The sequence below is a fragment of the Mycetocola sp. genome (assembly GCF_025464835.1).
In the GTDB taxonomy this organism is placed as follows: domain Bacteria; phylum Actinomycetota; class Actinomycetes; order Actinomycetales; family Microbacteriaceae; genus Mycetocola_A.
Window position 1 is genome coordinate 72,967 of record NZ_JAODMP010000047.1, and the last position, 14,935, is coordinate 87,901.

Annotated in this window: 10 protein-coding genes, 2 tRNA genes and 1 pseudogene; 5 read left to right on the forward strand and 8 right to left on the reverse strand. The window is 66.9% G+C overall.

Annotated features, from left to right (window positions below; translation table 11 throughout):
* Window positions 1-324: 324 nt before the first annotated feature.
* The 7 genes from JWP90_RS05955 to JWP90_RS05985 form a co-directional block, all read right to left on the reverse strand.
* The gene (locus tag JWP90_RS05955; RefSeq protein WP_297361033.1) at window positions 325-1,764 is read right to left on the reverse strand and encodes an LLM class flavin-dependent oxidoreductase; all 1,440 of its coding nucleotides are present in this window, start codon (window positions 1,762-1,764) and stop codon (window positions 325-327) included.
* Window positions 1,761-3,521, reverse strand: a complete 1,761-nt coding sequence (locus tag JWP90_RS05960) for an ABC transporter ATP-binding protein (protein WP_297361036.1) — start codon at window positions 3,519-3,521, stop codon at window positions 1,761-1,763. The genes JWP90_RS05955 and JWP90_RS05960 overlap by 4 nt, the downstream gene beginning before the upstream one ends.
* Entirely contained in the window at window positions 3,518-4,369 is an 852-nt protein-coding gene (locus JWP90_RS05965) for an ABC transporter permease (protein WP_297361039.1), read from the reverse strand. The genes JWP90_RS05960 and JWP90_RS05965 overlap by 4 nt, the downstream gene beginning before the upstream one ends.
* Window positions 4,366-5,370: an ABC transporter permease gene (locus JWP90_RS05970; protein ID WP_297361042.1), complete on the reverse strand. Its 1,005-nt coding sequence runs from the start codon at window positions 5,368-5,370 to the stop codon at window positions 4,366-4,368. Before JWP90_RS05970 ends, JWP90_RS05965 begins: the two co-directional genes overlap by 4 nt.
* Complete coding sequence (locus JWP90_RS05975; protein WP_297361045.1) at window positions 5,348-7,000, reverse strand: ABC transporter substrate-binding protein; 1,653 nt, start codon at window positions 6,998-7,000, stop codon at window positions 5,348-5,350. Before JWP90_RS05975 ends, JWP90_RS05970 begins: the two co-directional genes overlap by 23 nt.
* Before the next feature lie 367 nt (window positions 7,001-7,367).
* Entirely contained in the window at window positions 7,368-8,012 is a 645-nt protein-coding gene (locus JWP90_RS05980; RefSeq protein WP_297361047.1) for a hypothetical protein, read from the reverse strand.
* Window positions 8,009-9,250, reverse strand: coding sequence for a serine/threonine-protein kinase (locus JWP90_RS05985; RefSeq protein ID WP_297361050.1), 1,242 nt, complete (start codon window positions 9,248-9,250; stop codon window positions 8,009-8,011). The genes JWP90_RS05980 and JWP90_RS05985 overlap by 4 nt, the downstream gene beginning before the upstream one ends.
* A 107-nt stretch (window positions 9,251-9,357) precedes the next feature.
* Here JWP90_RS05985 and JWP90_RS05990 point away from each other — a divergent pair.
* The 5 genes from JWP90_RS05990 (at window position 9,358) to JWP90_RS06010 (ending at window position 14,400) form a co-directional block, all read left to right on the forward strand.
* Window positions 9,358-9,429: transfer RNA gene (locus tag JWP90_RS05990), tRNA-Thr, on the forward strand.
* 35 nt (window positions 9,430-9,464) lie between these two features.
* Window positions 9,465-9,538, forward strand: a tRNA-Met gene (locus tag JWP90_RS05995).
* Between the two features lie 190 nt (window positions 9,539-9,728).
* On the forward strand, window positions 9,729-10,751 hold the full coding sequence (locus JWP90_RS06000; RefSeq protein WP_297361053.1) for a 3-oxoacyl-ACP synthase III: 1,023 nt from the start codon (window positions 9,729-9,731) through the stop codon (window positions 10,749-10,751).
* Entirely contained in the window at window positions 10,748-13,414 is a 2,667-nt protein-coding gene (locus JWP90_RS06005) for an alpha/beta fold hydrolase (RefSeq protein WP_297361056.1), read from the forward strand. Before JWP90_RS06000 ends, JWP90_RS06005 begins: the two co-directional genes overlap by 4 nt.
* The gene (locus JWP90_RS06010; RefSeq protein WP_297361059.1) at window positions 13,411-14,400 is read left to right on the forward strand and encodes an NAD(P)-dependent oxidoreductase; all 990 of its coding nucleotides are present in this window, start codon (window positions 13,411-13,413) and stop codon (window positions 14,398-14,400) included. The genes JWP90_RS06005 and JWP90_RS06010 overlap by 4 nt, the downstream gene beginning before the upstream one ends.
* Window positions 14,401-14,739: 339 nt before the next feature.
* Here JWP90_RS06010 and JWP90_RS06015 read toward each other — a convergent pair.
* Window positions 14,740-14,935: pseudogene (locus tag JWP90_RS06015) on the reverse strand (hypothetical protein); the annotation flags it as partial.

Sequence of the window (14,935 nt, forward strand, 5' to 3'; positions counted from 1 at the left end):
CTGTGGAAGCGCTTGCTTAGACCGGGCGAAGCACAGGTCACGATCTGGCAAACAATCCGTGAAGACACTGTTCCTCTCCCTGCCGGAATACATCGTCAGTGGTCTGACGGCTGGTTCACTCAAGTAACTGCAGGCCCTTAGGCGCGTTGTCACCCGTTGTGGTCGGGTACACCCGGTGCGCCGGGTGTTTCGGTCCGGAGTGAGTGCAGACGCGGCGGGCGCCTCGGTACGCCGGGTGTTCTGGTCGAGTGAGTGAAGCGCGCGGCAATCAGCGGTGGGCGGCCCGACCGCGTCGTGCGCCCCGAACCGCCCACCGACCGCGCCTCACACCCTCGCGGTCTGCGCTTCGTCCTGCGCCTCAGCGCGTCGCCGCTCGTCTACCCCATCCCACGTCGTCGGCCCGGTCGTGAACGCGCCGCGGTAGGCGGCAGCGGGGTGACGCTCATTCAGTCGCGGTTCGCCGAAGAGCTTCTCGCGGAGCGTGCCAGGCGCGTATTCCTTCTGCGCCAGCCCTCGCTCGCGGAGGACCGGGAGTACCTTGGCGGCGAACTCGGCGAATGAGCCCGGGATCACCCAGTTGATGACATTGATGCCGTCCACGCCGGCATCCTGCCACCGTTCGAGCTCGTCGGCGATCTGCTCGGGGGTTCCCACGACGCGGTTCACGCTGGCCCGCTGGCGCACGAGGTCGCCGAGGGTCGGTTCCCGGTCGGGGATGGCGAGAGCTGCCCACTCGAGGAAGCCCTTGGTGGTGTTCGTGTCGATGTCCTTGATCGGCGTCTCGGGGTCGTAGACCCGCCCTTCGCTATCGACCATGGCCGAGTGAGCGAGAAATCCTTCAACGCTCACATACCTGTCGTACTCCCGCGCTTTCGCCTGAGCTTCTTCCTCGGTGTCGCCGATGATGAAGCTCAGGCCGGGGAAGAACTTGATGTCGCCGGGGTTGCGTCCGGCTTCAACGGCGAGCCGGCGGGTCTCAGCGATCTGCGCCCCCGCCGCCTCAGGGGTCGGCGAGATGATGAACACTGCCTCGGCGTTGCGTGCGGCGAACGCGAGCCCCGACCCTGAGGAACCGGCCTGGAACAGCAGCGGTGTCCGCTGCGGCGATGGTGACGGCAGGTGCGGTCCCTCGACCCGGTAGCGCTCGCCCTCGTGGTAGATCTTGTGCACCTTGTTCGGGTCGGCGTAGATGCCCTGCTCCTTGTCCTTGAGCAGAGCGTCTTCGTCCCACGAGCCCTCCCACAGCTTGTAGGTCACGTCGACATATTCCTCGGCCCAACGGTACCGCTCGGAATGATCGGTGAGCTTCGGCAGGCCGTAGTTGCGGGCACCGTTGTCCTGCGTTCCGGTGACGATGTTCCACGCGATCCGGCCGTTGGAGATGTGGTCGAGCGTCGACACCTGTCTGGCGAAGTTGAACGGGTGGTTCTGCATCACGTTCGAGGTCAGGGCGAGCCCGATGTTCTCGGTCACGACGGCGAGCGCTCCGAGCAGCACCGTGGGATCGTTGCTCGGGATCTGCAGGCCGTGCCGCACGTAGACCTCGTAGTCGGCGTCTGAATCTCCGTAGTGTCCGGACACGTCGGCGAAGAACATCGCGTCGAACTTCGCCTCCTCCAGCAGGCGGGCGAGTTCGATCCACGTGTTCACGTCGTTGAATTCGGTCTGCTGCGCATCCGGCCGCCGCCACTGACCGTGGTTGATGTGTGAGTTCGTGTTCATCACGAAGGCGTTGAAATGAAGCGGTTTCCTGGACGTCCTCATGGTGCGGATCCTTCTGTTGCGGGAGGGACGGATGCGGCGGGCGAAACGGACACGGAGTGGTTTTCGTCGAGTGTCGGCAGGGCGCCGAGCAGCTCCTTCGTATACGGATGAGCCGGAGCGGTGAAAATCTGGTCGGCCGTGCCGCTCTCGACGACGAAACCGTCTTTCATGACGAGCACCCGGTCGCTCATATGGCTGATCACGCCGAGGTCGTGCGAGATGAAGAGGTAGCTGAGCCCGAATTGCCTTTGCAGGTCGACGAGCAGGTCGAGGATCTGCGCCTGGATGGAAACGTCGAGGGCGGACACCGCCTCATCGAGCACGACGATGGACGGGGAGGGAGCGAGCGCACGAGCGATCGCGACCCGCTGGCGTTGCCCTCCGGAGAGCTGCAACGGGAACCGGTGCAGCACGGAGTCCGGCAGTCCGACCTGGGCGAGCAGCGCGAGAACCCGTTCGCGTCTCTGCGCCGCTGTCGCGAACGCGCCGGCCGGCAGGCTGTCCAGGAGGATACGCTCAGTGTTCCATCGCGGATCGAACGAGCTCAGCGGATCCTGGTAGACCACCGAGATCTGTTTGCGCAGCCGGCGACGCCGCGTCTCAGGGATAGCAGACCAGTCCTGGCCGAGCAATCGCACCGTGCCGGCATCCGCGTTCTCCAGCGCGAGTGCAATACGCGCGGTCGTCGACTTGCCCGAGCCGGACTCCCCGACGATGCCGAGCGTCTCACCGCGGCCGAGCGAGAACGAGACGTCGTTCACTGCCGCTGTGCGGCTGCCGTCAGGTGCCGTGAAGTGTTTCACCAGGCCGGTCGCCTCAAGCACCGGGCCGTCGAACCCCGCATGGTCGTCGTTGGCGTGTGCCGCTGTGTGAACCGGCGCGACCTCCCGGGCCGGGGCGAGGCGCGAACCGCGTGTGTCCCGGGATGGCACCGCGTTGATGAGGCCCTGAGTGTACGGATGCTGCGGGTCGGTCAGGATCGAGTGCGCTGTGCCCTGCTCCACCACTTCACCGCCGCTCATCACGAGGATCTGGTCGGCGAGATGGGCGACGACCGACAGGTCGTGGCTGATCAGGAGAATTGACGTGCCGCGCCGCTTCATGTCCTCGAGCAGGAGCAGCACCTGGGCCTGGACCGTCACGTCGAGGGCGGTCGTCGGTTCGTCGGCGATCACGATCTCGGGGTCGAGGGCGATGGCGGATGCGATGAGCGCCCGCTGGCGCAATCCGCCCGACAGCTCATCGGGGCGCTGGCGTGCGCGGTTCCTTGGAGCGGGAACACCGACACTGGCCAGCAGGTCAAGCACCTTGCGTTTGCGTGAGGCCCGGTCGCCCCAGCCGTGCAGCGTGAGCGCCTCCTCGATCTCCTTGCCGACGGGGCGCAGCGGGTCGAGGGAGACCAGCGCATCCTGAAGGATGAAGCCGATCCGGCGGCCGCGAATCGATCGCCACCGCTTCGGCGAGAGCGCCGTCAGGTCGTCGTCCCCCAGACGGATGCCGCCGGCGTCGACGACAGCGTGCTGGCCGGTCAGACCGACCAGGGTGCGTGCGGTGACGCTCTTGCCCGAACCGGACTCGCCGACGATCGCGACGCACTGTCCTTCCTCGAGGTTGAATGACACGTTTCTCACGACCGGACGGACCGTGCCGTGGTGGGAGAAACCGACGTTCAGGTTGTTCACGCTCAACCGGACCGGACGAGCCGCGGGGCCCTGCCCGATTCCCGGGAGCACCGAGGAATCGAGGATCGTCATCATGCATCGCCTTTCTCAAGGGAGGACTGGATGTGTTTGCCAAGCGTGGTGGCGGCCAGGGCGAGGACCACGATCACGAAGCCGGGAAGGACGATGAGCCAGCTCGCCTGGGTGATGTACGCCCGTCCGGCGTCAAGAAGGGCGCCCCATTCCGGCGACGGTGGAGCCACGCCGAGGCCGATGAACGCCATCCCGGACGCCCAGACGATCGACTGGCCGACACCCATGGTGAAGATTGCGATGAGGGGGCGCAGCGCGTTGGGAAGGATGTGCCGGCGGAAGATCGTGAACCGGGCGTGGCCGAGCGCTCGGGCGGCTTCGACGTAACCGGAGTTCTTCGAGGACAGGATCTGGCCTCGCACCATGCGGGCGTAGCCGGGGGCCGAACCGAGTCCGACAGCGATCACCAGGGTCAGCGGCGAGGAACCGAGGATCGACACCAGCAGCAGCGCGAGAAGCAGGGTGGGGAAGGCGAACAGCACCTCGATGACGCGGTTGACGATCCCGGCCAGGATCCGGCCGGCGAGCGCCGCGATGGAGCCGAGGACGAGGGCGACGAGGACGCCGAGGCCGGCGGCGCCGACGCCGATGGCGAGGGATTCCCGCGCGCCGTAGATCACGCGGCTGAACAGGTCCCTGCCTGATTCGTCGGTGCCGAACCAGTGGGCGAGCGATGGCGACTGCAACGCACGGGTGAAGTCCATGGTGAACGGGTCGGAAGGTGCGAGAACGTGCGGTGTCACGGCGGCGGCGAGGAAGACGCCGATTGTGACCGCTGAGGCGAGGAAGCCGACCCGAACGCGTCGTCGCCGCTGTACCGGCGCAACGGTCCGTTCGAGTACTCCGGTCATGAGTTTCTCATCCTTGGGTCGATGACGGTGTAGGCGAGGTCGACGAGGAGATTGGCGACCACGTACGTGGCTGCCACCAGAACGACGACACCGGTGACGACGGGCAGGTCCTGGGAGTCGACGGCGGTGATCAGAACGCTCCCGATCCCGGGTCGGGTGAAGAGCGACTCCACGATGACGGCACCCGAGATGGTCGCGCCGATCGCCCAACCGGACAGGGTGACGGCTGGGAGGATGGCGTGACGCAGAACATGGCGTAGCCGGATGTTGAGATCGCTCATGCCGCGCATCCGGGCAGTGATGATGAACGGAGCGGTGAGTGAGCGTTCGAATTCGGTGCGGGTGGCCTGCCCCATGAAACCCGCGAGCGGAATCGCGAGGGTGAGGGCCGGAAGCACGATCCCGTCGACACCGGTTCCCCCGATGACGGGGAACCAGCCCAGACCGAGCGCAAACACGAGCAACAGGAGAATCCCCAGCCAGTAGGGCGGAAGCCCGGCGGTCACCGTGTCGACGCCCGACCCAAGCGCCCGGATCTTCGTGCCCCGCCCGGCGGTGAGGGTTACCCAGAAGATCATGAGAACCCAGGCGAGCACGAGGGTCACCGCTGTGAGGGTGAGAGTTGCGCCGACCTGCTCGGAGATGATTCCCCATACCGGCCGGTGCTGCTGGTATGAAACCCCCAGGTCGCCACGGAGCAGCCCACCGACGTAGTCGAGGTATTGAACAAGGATCGGGTTCTGCAGACCGTACTCGGCGTTGATCGAAGCAAGTTCCTCCGGGGTGCGCAGCTGGGTCTGGCCGGAGCGGACGTTGAGGATCGTCGTGGCCCGGTCCCCTGGAAGGGCGATCTGGGCAAGGAAGGCGGCGGTCGCCGCTCCCCAGAGGACGACCGCGGCAGCGACGAGTTTCTCGACGATCCGGCGCACGCGCGGGCTGAGGATCGGCCGTCGCGCCGCAGTTGCGGCATCCGCTGGTCTACTCGACAAAGTACGCGTCATGGAAGACCGGTCCTCCCTGCGCGCTTTCCTGCCAGACGTCCTTGAGGTGCGGGTTCACAGCCAACGTGCTCAGCCGGTCGTAGAGTCCAACGGAAAGCGCTCGGTCCGCGATGTACTCCTGCGCCTCGGCGTAGAGTGCGTTCTGCTCGTCGAGATCCGCTGCCGAGTTCGCGCGGACGATGATGTCCTCGAGCTGGGGATCGTTGTAGAAGGCGGAGTTCCAGTTGTTGGGGCTCTCCGGCAGGTTCTGTCGCCAGTTGATGTACTGGATGCCGGCGTTCACGCTCGTCCAGTAGCCGACGGAGATGTCGTAACCGTCGACACCCGAGTATTTCCCGGATGCCGCCGCGCTCGGTGGGATCGGGATGAGGTCGACGTTGAAGCCGGCGGCCTTCGCCTGCTGCTGCACCCCCTGGAGGATGGAGGCGCCGTCGGCGTTGATGATGGTTCCTCCGGAATACGGGAAGAGGACATCGAGCCTCTTGCCGTCCTTGACGCGGTAACCGTCGTCGTCGCGTTCGGTCCAGCCGGCAGCATCGAGGAGCTGGTTGGCCTTCTCGAGGTCGAAGCTGTAGGCATCCGCCGCTTTCTCGCTGTAGCCGGGGGTAGTCCGGCTCACCGCTCCGTTACCTTCGTAGGGGATCACGCCTTTGCCGATGGTGTCGACGATGCTCTCGCGGTCCAGGCTGTAGACGAAGGCCTTGCGCAGGTTCTCGTCGGTGAAGATGCCCCTGGCGGTGTTGAAGCTGATCTGCTGGGGGCGGCCGGGGGTCACGTACTTGAGCTGGTCGTAGCCCTGCTCGCCGATCCCCGCCCACTCGATCGCGGGCACGTCGTAGATCGCATCAGCCTCGCCCGCCCGCAGCGCTGACACCCGCGTTGTCGCGTCGGAGATGAACTTCCAGTCGACCTTCTCGACGTAGGCCGCGCCGTCGTGACGCGCGTTGGCGGGCGGTGAGGTGTAGTCGTCGTTGCGGAGCAGCTCGATGTTCTCACCGCGATTCCATTCCCCGACGGTGAAGGCTCCCGAACCGATGGGGCTCGCGCAGTTCTCTTCCTCGGTGCGGGTCTCGAGTGCCTGTTTGGACTGGATGCCGAAGTACGCCTGGGTGAGGTTTTCGGCGAACAGGGGGTACGGCTTGGCAAGGTTCACCTGCACGGTGAGCTCATCGAGTGCCTCGGCCGATTCGTAATACCCTCCGAGCCAGACCGCGGCCGTGCTGTTGCCGCCGGCGGCCCAGTAGTCGAAGTTATAGGCGATGGCCTCAGCGTTCACCGGTGTTCCGTCGGTGAACGAGACACCCTCCTTGAGAGTGAACGTCCAGGTCAGCTGATCGTCGGATGCCTGCCAGGTCTCAGCGAGCCACGGAACGATCGTGTGGTTGTCGTCGAGTGAGACGAGGTTGTCGAGGACCTGGTACGAGAGGTATGCCTGTTCGATCCACCCGCCGAAGACGCACGCCGGCTCCTGCTGGTGGCCGTACGAGACGGTTCCGCCCTTGACCTGCTTGGCGCCGGCCTCCGGTTGGATCGATCCGCCGGCGGAGCAGCCGGACAGCGCGAGCATCGCGGCGACGCCTGCCGCGATCAACTGGGCTGTCTTCAACGTGTGTTTGTGCATGAGGGTCATGCCTTTCTCTGCCGTGGGATGTGTGGGAGCTTATGGGCGGCCGGACGCCGCGCACCATGCCCCGCGACACAGAAGGAAACAAACCCCCGGAACGCAGCTTCTGCACTGGAACGGGGATGCAGTCGCCGAAGGTGCAGCGCTCACGGCCGTTCTCGGTCACCGGCAGAAGAACCTTCATAGCGCGCCAGGCGCGCGATCACGCCCTTTTCGAGCGCGCCAGACGACGCTCGACGGCGTCGTGCCGGCGCGATCGAGCGCGGCGAATCGAGCGGGAATCGCGGGGCACGACGCCGAACTCCCTCATGCGGGCTCGAGGCGACGGAGCCGAGCTCAGGAACCCGACAGGGTCAGGCCACGCAGCGGGAACTCAGTCCTCGACGTCGACGATCTGACCCTTTCCGATTCTGCCGGGGGTGCCGCTGTCGCCAGAAGGTTCGCTCGTCTTCTCCGCGTCCTCTTCGGCCTTCTTCTTCGCGTCCTCTTCGGCTTTCTTGGCTTTCTCTTCAGCCTTCTTGGAGTCCTCGGCGGCCTTTTCTGCCGCCTTTTCCCGCTCTTCCTCTGCCTTCTCGTTCGCTTCCTCGACGGCTTTCTCTTCTGCCTCGCGTGCCTTCTTCTCGGCGTCGGTTTCCGTGTCTGGAGTGGCCTTCTCCTCCTCGACGGGCGCCGCGGTCTTCCTCGGAGCGGGGGCGGGGGCCGGCTCGGGCACTGCTTGCGCATCGATGGCAGCCTGGACGTCAGCGCGCACAACCGTCATAGCCGCTTCGATGCGCTGGTGTCGCGCGAACGATACGCTGCCGGCGGCAGCAGCGGCGTCGAGTTCGGTTTCGAGTGCTGACAACGCGTCAAGCGCCGCCGCGTATCCACCCTCTGCGACAGCCGACGTGACAGCGAGAATCCGGGCCTGGAAGGCTTCGGTTCGATCAGGAGCGATGTCCGGCGGGGTTGCCTGGCAACCCGCGGTCAGCGAAAGCACGAGGACGGCGCCGGCGAAGGCAGACAGAAGTTTCTTCACGGCTCCACGCTTTCCTGTAATTCCTTGAGATGCTCCCCGATCGTGCCGGGCACCGCGGGGTATTCGACGCCAGGTGCCGTATCGGCAGGGGGGATGAAGGCGCCGACCGACATCGAAACAGTGAAGAGAACGGCGCACAGCACGGCAGCGAGCAGGAGAGCCGGCCAACGGCGAACCCGAGTCGAAGCCTCCGTGGCTCTGGCGGGTCCAGGACGGGGCTGTTCCGGTGCCTCCGTGGTGTCCGGAAGCGGGGGAGGACCCTGCTGCAGCACAGCCGTCACCGCCTCAGGGAGCGGAAGAAGGCGCGTCGCCTCCCCCGGGGCCTCAGCGGGAACCATCATGGCGGCGGTCGCGTCCGCATCGGGTGCAACGCTCCGCTGGAAACCGTCGATCGGGGCGATCCCGCGCAGGGCCAGGGCCACCTCATGGGCGTTCGGGCGGGACTCCGGCGAGCGGGACGTCATCGCACGGAGGGTCTCCGCGAGAATCGGGTCAAGGTCGGCGGGAATCACCGGGTCGCGAGTGAGGGGAGCGAATGCTGCCTCCTGGCCTTTGCCGGTGAACACCCGCTGTCCCGTCGCACATTCGAGCAGAACCAACCCGAGCGAGTAGACGTCGGTCGGATGTCCGACCTGCTCCCCACGCGCCTGTTCCGGGCTGAGGTATCCGGCTGACCCGAGGGTGAAGTGGGTGGCGGTGAGGCGGGCGCCGTCGACGAGCCTCGCGATTCCGAAGTCGGTGAGCTTGGGGTGCGGGCGAGTGTCGTTGCCGGGGGAATGCGCGAGAAGGATGTTCGCGGGTTTCACGTCCCGGTGCACGACGCCCTGCTCGTGGATGTAGTGGAGCGCATCAGCAAGGTCGGCGCCGATGTGCCGCACATCATCGCTCGACAACGGTCCGCTATCGAGCGTGTTTCGCAGGTCGGCGCCTCGGATGAGTTCCATCACGAGGTACGACCGCGGGTGCAGGGGATCCGTCTCGTCGTTGCCTGCGTCGAACAGGGTCACGAGACCCGGATGGGCCAGGCCGGCGAGCATGGCGATCTCGCCCTGCTGGCGCTCGAAATCGTCGGCGTTGGTGGAGGCCACCCGGAACAGTTTGATCGCGACTTCCCGCCCGAGGACTTCGTCACGGGCACGGTAAACCGACGCCATCCCGCCGGATCCGATCAGGTCGACGAGTCGATAACGGTTCCCGAGCAGAATGTCGAGCGCTGGGGCGTTCACGTTCTCAGTCATCGATCATCCTTCGCTCCATCGTATGTCGGAGCGGGAATCCTTGCAGGCGGTAAGAGCGGCCGCTTCAGTGATGCTATTCTCTACTGGTGCCATTTTCTGATGGTCACGCTCCGGTAGCTCAGTGGTAGAGCACTTCCTTGGTAAGGAAGAGGTCGTCGGTTCAAACCCGACTCGGGGCTCGTTACTTTCTCGGTCAGCCCGGGCGAAGTTTCGCGGCAGGGTAGCTCAGTTGGTGAGAGCGCACGACTCATAATCGTGAGGTCGCGGGTTCGAATCCCGCTCCTGCTACGGGGAAAGGCTCTCAAGCCTCTTCCCATGTAGCCCCGAGGTCTCGCCACCTCGGGGCTTTTCACATCCCGGTCGGATGCCGCTACGCAGTATGCGACGGTATGCGCAAGCCCGGTAAACGATCAGGGAACAGGGACGTAAAATCGCAGAAACGCGGTTTCGCGAAAGTGGCACTGGACAGGGAGTTCCGTTGGATGGAAATGCAACGACGACGCACCGCAATGTTGCGTTGCTGTCCGTCGCCTCCACCCTCGCCTCCCGCATCACGACCTCGGAGGAGATCGACTCCCGGCTGAGGCCGGTGCTCAAGCGACTCAAGCTGCCGACCGGCCTGCTGCAGCGCGTCGCCGGTGTCCATGAACGACGCAATTGGGACGAAACGCAGTCCTTCGATACCGCTGCCGTCGACGCGGGCAAGCGGGCGCTCGCCGAAGCCGGAGTGTCCGCCGATCGGATCGGCCTGCTCATCAACACCTCGGTGACCCGCAAACACCTGGAGCCGTCGGTTGCGGTCAAACTGCACCACGGTCTCGGTCTGCCGTCATCCGCGATCAACTTCGACATCGCAAACGCCTGCCTGGGTTTCGTCAACGGAATGAGCCTCGCGGCGCAGCTGATCGATTCAGGCCAGATCGAGTACGCGATGATCATCGACGGCGAAGACGCCGATGACATCCAGAACAACACCATCGAGCGCCTCGGCCGGGATGGGATCGGCCGCAAGGACTTCATGAGTGAGTTCGCCAGCCTCACGCTCGGATCGGGCGCGGCCGCTGCCGTTCTCGGCCGGGCCGACGCGAACCCGGGAGGTCACCGCATCCTCGGCGGTGTCACCCGCGCGGCCACCCAGTTCAACGAACTGTGTGTCGGCAGCGTCGACGGAATGTTCACCGATGCCAAGGCCCTGTTGAAGGGCGGCATGCAGCTCGTGGTCTCGGCGTGGAAGGAAGCCCGTCGGGACTGGACCTGGTCGAACATGGACCGTTACATCATGCACCAGGTTTCCGACGTGCACACGGATGCCATCATCAAGGCCGTCGGCATCGACCGCAAGCGGGTGCCTTTGACCTACCCGAGGCTCGGCAATGTGGGACCGGCCTCTATTCCGATCACCCTGCAGCGGGAGTCGGCGAGCCTCGTCTCGGGAGACCGGGTCCTGCTCATGGGTGTCGGCTCCGGGCTGAACACCGCGATGATGGAAATCGCCTGGTGATCCCCCCTCTGCTTGACGCCGGCGGCGCGACGTCTCCGGCGACCGTTCCCCCTGCCGGTCTGAACGGCCTCGACCCCGCGTTCTCGCGCGTCGTGCGCGCTCCGGAGGCGGGAACATCCGTCGACCGGGGCTGGCATGTGCTCGACAACGCCGATCGTCTCGCCGCACTCGGCGTCGAGCCTGTCGGCACGATCCTGTGCGTGCACGGCAACCCGACCTGGTCGTACCTGTGGCGGCGCCTCGTCGACGCCGCGACCCTCGCCGCTGCGGAGGGCGGAGACGCGTGGCGCGTGATCGCGGTCGACCAGCTCGACATGGGTTTCTCCGAACGCACCGGCGCTCGACGCCCGCTCGCCCGGAGGGTTCAGGACCTCGGTGACCTGACCGACGCACTCGACCTCGACGGCCCGGTCTTCACGTTGGGACACGACTGGGGTGGTGTGGTCTCGCTCGGCTGGGCCCTCAGCCATCCTGACCTTCTCGCCGGTGTGATGCTGCTCAACACCGCCGTGCATCAGCCGGAGCATGTCTCGATCCCGGCCCCGTTGCGCCTCGCGCTCCAGCCAGCGCTGCTGGGCCTGGCGACGGTTTCGACCTCTGCCTTCCTCGAAACGACGCTGTCGCTGGCGCACCCGCCCCTGCCGGCATCCATCAAGGACGGTTACCGCGCCCCATACCGCGGCGCCTCCCGTCGTGTGGGCATCGGCGGTTTCGTTGCAGACATCCCCGTCGACCTCGACCATGGGAGCCGTGCAGAACTCGACCGGATCGCCGCCGGAGTCGCGCAACTCACCGTTCCGGCGCTCATGCTCTGGGGGCCTCGAGACCCGATCTTCAGCGACCGGTACCTCGACGACCTCCTCGACCGGATGCCACACGCCGACGTGCACCGGTTCGAAGGCGCCGGACACCTCGTCGCCGAAGACGTCGACTATGTTTCGGCTGTGCTCACCTGGCTGGGCGACAACATCCGCACCCCAGAAGAGCCGCCGGCCCCCGTTGCGCTTCCCGAGCCCGACCGCCCGCCGCTCTGGCGTTACCTTGACGACCTGCGGGACAGTGGCGAGTCGGCGGTCATCGACATGGTGCCGTCGAGCGGGCCAGGCCCCCGCGTCGTCTCCTGGCGCCTGTTGTCCAAGCGGGTGCGTCAGCTCGCCTCCGGCCTGGACCAGATCGGTGTGAAGAAGGGCGACCGCGTGTCGCTTCTCATTCCGCCGAGCGCCGACCTCGTGGCCGTGCTCTACGCCTGCCTCCGCATCGGCGCGATCGTCGTCGTCGCTGACGCGGGCCTCGGGCTGAAGGGCCTCACCCGTGCGGTCCGCGGTGCCTGCCCTGACCACGTCATCGGAGCCCTGCCCGGCCTGACCGCCGCGCGCGCCCTCGGCTGGCCCGGACAGAAGATCTCGACGACGACACTCGCCGCGCCCGCCCGCCGGGCCCTCGGCGTCTCGTTCTCGCTCGCGCAACTCGTCTCCCTCGGCTCGGACGAGGAGCTGCCGGAGCCGCCAGCCGCGAGCGACACCGCCGCGATCCTCTTCACCTCCGGATCCACCGGGCCTGCGAAGGGCGTCGTCTACACGCACGAGCAGCTCTCCGCCGTGCGGGACGCCCTCGCCGCGCAATACGGTGTCGGAGTCGGCACAGGGCTGGTCGCCGGATTCGCACCGTTCGCGCTGCTCGGTCCGGCACTCGGTGCGCGATCGGTAACTCCTGACATGGACGTCACCTCTCCGAAGACCCTCACGGCGACCGCCGTCGCCGCCGCGGTGAAAGCGGTCGACGCCACCGTCGTCTTCCTGTCGCCGGCAGCCGTCGCGAACGTCGTGGCGACATCCGCCGCTCTCACCGACGAGGACTCCCGTGCGCTTGCCGGGGTCGAACAGTTCCTCTCGGCCGGCGCTCCGGTGTCAGAACCGCTGCTCGCCGCCATCGCTGCCCTCATGCCTTCGGCGACAGCGCACACCCCGTACGGCATGACAGAGGGCCTGCTGATGACCGACATCACGCTCGACGGCATCCGCGATGCTGCCTCGGCATCCGGGCCAGGCGGCGTCTGCGTCGGGATGCCATCCGGCGCCAGCCGGGTGCGGATCTCGCCGCTCGACGCCGACGGTGCCGCGACCGGTGCCCTGACGGATGCTCCGCTCGTGACCGGTGAAATCCTGGTCTCCGCGCCCCACGTCGAGGATCACTACGACCGGTTGTGGCTCACCCACCGGGCCAGCCGCCAGGGCGGGGTGCCTGGGGAACGCTGGCACCGCACCGGTGACGTCGGCCACCTCGACGACGCTGGACGGCTCTGGGTCGAAGGCCGGATGCCGCACGTTCTGGTCACCGCGAACGGCATCGTCACACCGGTCGGTCCGGAGCTCCAGGCCGAATCCGTCTCGAAGGTTGTGCGCGCCGCCATCGTCGGTGTCGGCCCGCGTGGCGTCCAGCAGGTGGTCGCCGTGGTCGAAACCTCACCCGAGGCCCGGCGGGTCGCGCTTGCCAACCCCGAGCTTGCCGCCGCGATTCGCGCTGCGGTCGACGTGCCGCTCGCTGCCGTTCTTGTCGTGCCGCACCTGCCCACCGACATCCGTCACAATTCCAAGATCAACCGGTCGGCGCTGTCCACCTGGGCAGAGGGCATCCTCTCTGGCGGCCGGAGAACCGCCCCGTGAGAGTGCTTGTCACCGGGGCAAGCGGACTGCTCGGCCGCGCTGTCGCCCGTGAGCTTCTCGCTGGCGGGCACGAGGTTCGGTGCTTCCAGCGTCGCCCGTCCGGGGTCGCCGGCGCCTCGGATTCGCTCGGTTCGGTGACCGCTCCGGATGCCGTCGCGCGCGCGGTCTCCGAGCAGGACGCGATCGTGCACCTCGCTGCGAAGGTATCTCTCGCCGGGGACCCGGCCGAGTTCGACCTGGTGAACGTCGGCGGTACCCGGAACCTGCTCGAAGCCGCCCGGACCGCGGGGGTCGGGCGTTTCGTCTACGTCTCGTCACCGTCGGTAGCGCACTCCGGAACATCGATCGTCGGCGGCGACGCGTTGCCCGCGGATCCCGCATCCGCCCGCGGTGACTACGCCCGCACGAAAGCCGAAGCGGAGCTGCTCGCACTCGCCGCCGACTCGGACGGGTTCCGGGTGGTCGCCGTGCGCCCGCATCTGGTCTGGGGTCCGGGCGACACCCAGCTCGTCGAGCGCGTGGTCGAGCGGGCGCGGCGAGGGCGACTTCCGCTCCTCGACTCCGGTGCCGCCCTCATCGACACGATCTACATCGACAACGCCGCGACCGGCATCGCGGCGGCGCTCGCGCGAGTCGATTCCGTCCACGGCCGCTCTTATGTTCTGACCAACGGCGAGCCGCGGCCCGTGGCCGAGCTGCTCGCCGGGATCTGTGGCGCGGCCGGCGTGGAGTCCCCGCGGTGGCGGGTGCCGGCATCCGTCGCCCGAACCGCTGGGTCGCTGATCGAGGCGGTCTGGCAAGTGAAGCCCGGGGTCGACGAACCGCCGATGACCCGGTTCCTGGCCGAGCAGTTGTCGACGGCGCACTGGTTCGACCAGCGCCGCACGCGCGCCGACCTCGAGTGGACCCCCGCAGTGTCGCTCGACGAGGGCTTCCGGCGGCTCGCCGAACACTACGCGGGCGAGGGCTCAGCCGACCGGTCCTGACTGGTCATCCCAGGGGGCGATCCCGTCGAGTTGCCACGATTTGCCGTTCAGGGCGCTCGGGAGCGACAACGTGTGACGCCTCAACCACCTTTACCGCCACCCGCCACCGGATGCCTCGTCGCACGCTTTGCAGGAGGTCGCACGGTTAGCAGGACCGACGTCGCGAAAGCATCCGGTAGATCGTGCGATCTCCTCTTAATCGTGCGAGCTGTCGGCACCGGAGAAGACCAAAGGCGCCGAACTCAGGCGGGCGACAGCATTGTGTGCCGAGGGTGTGGTCGGGCGCCCATGGGCGCCGGTGCACGATGCCACCCGCCGCCCCCGCGCTCGCAGGACTCTCTACTCGGGAACGACGGATGCCCACGCCGCACCGTCGAGGACGTGCTGGCGCCACTGCCGCACCACCTTCGCCGCCCCAATCCCCATCACGCCCACAAGCCGGTCCCCGCGCCGGAACAGCGCGACCATCCGCTTCTCGTCGAACGAACCCTCGACGACTCTCACCTCGTCGTACCCCCGCAACCAGCCGTGCACC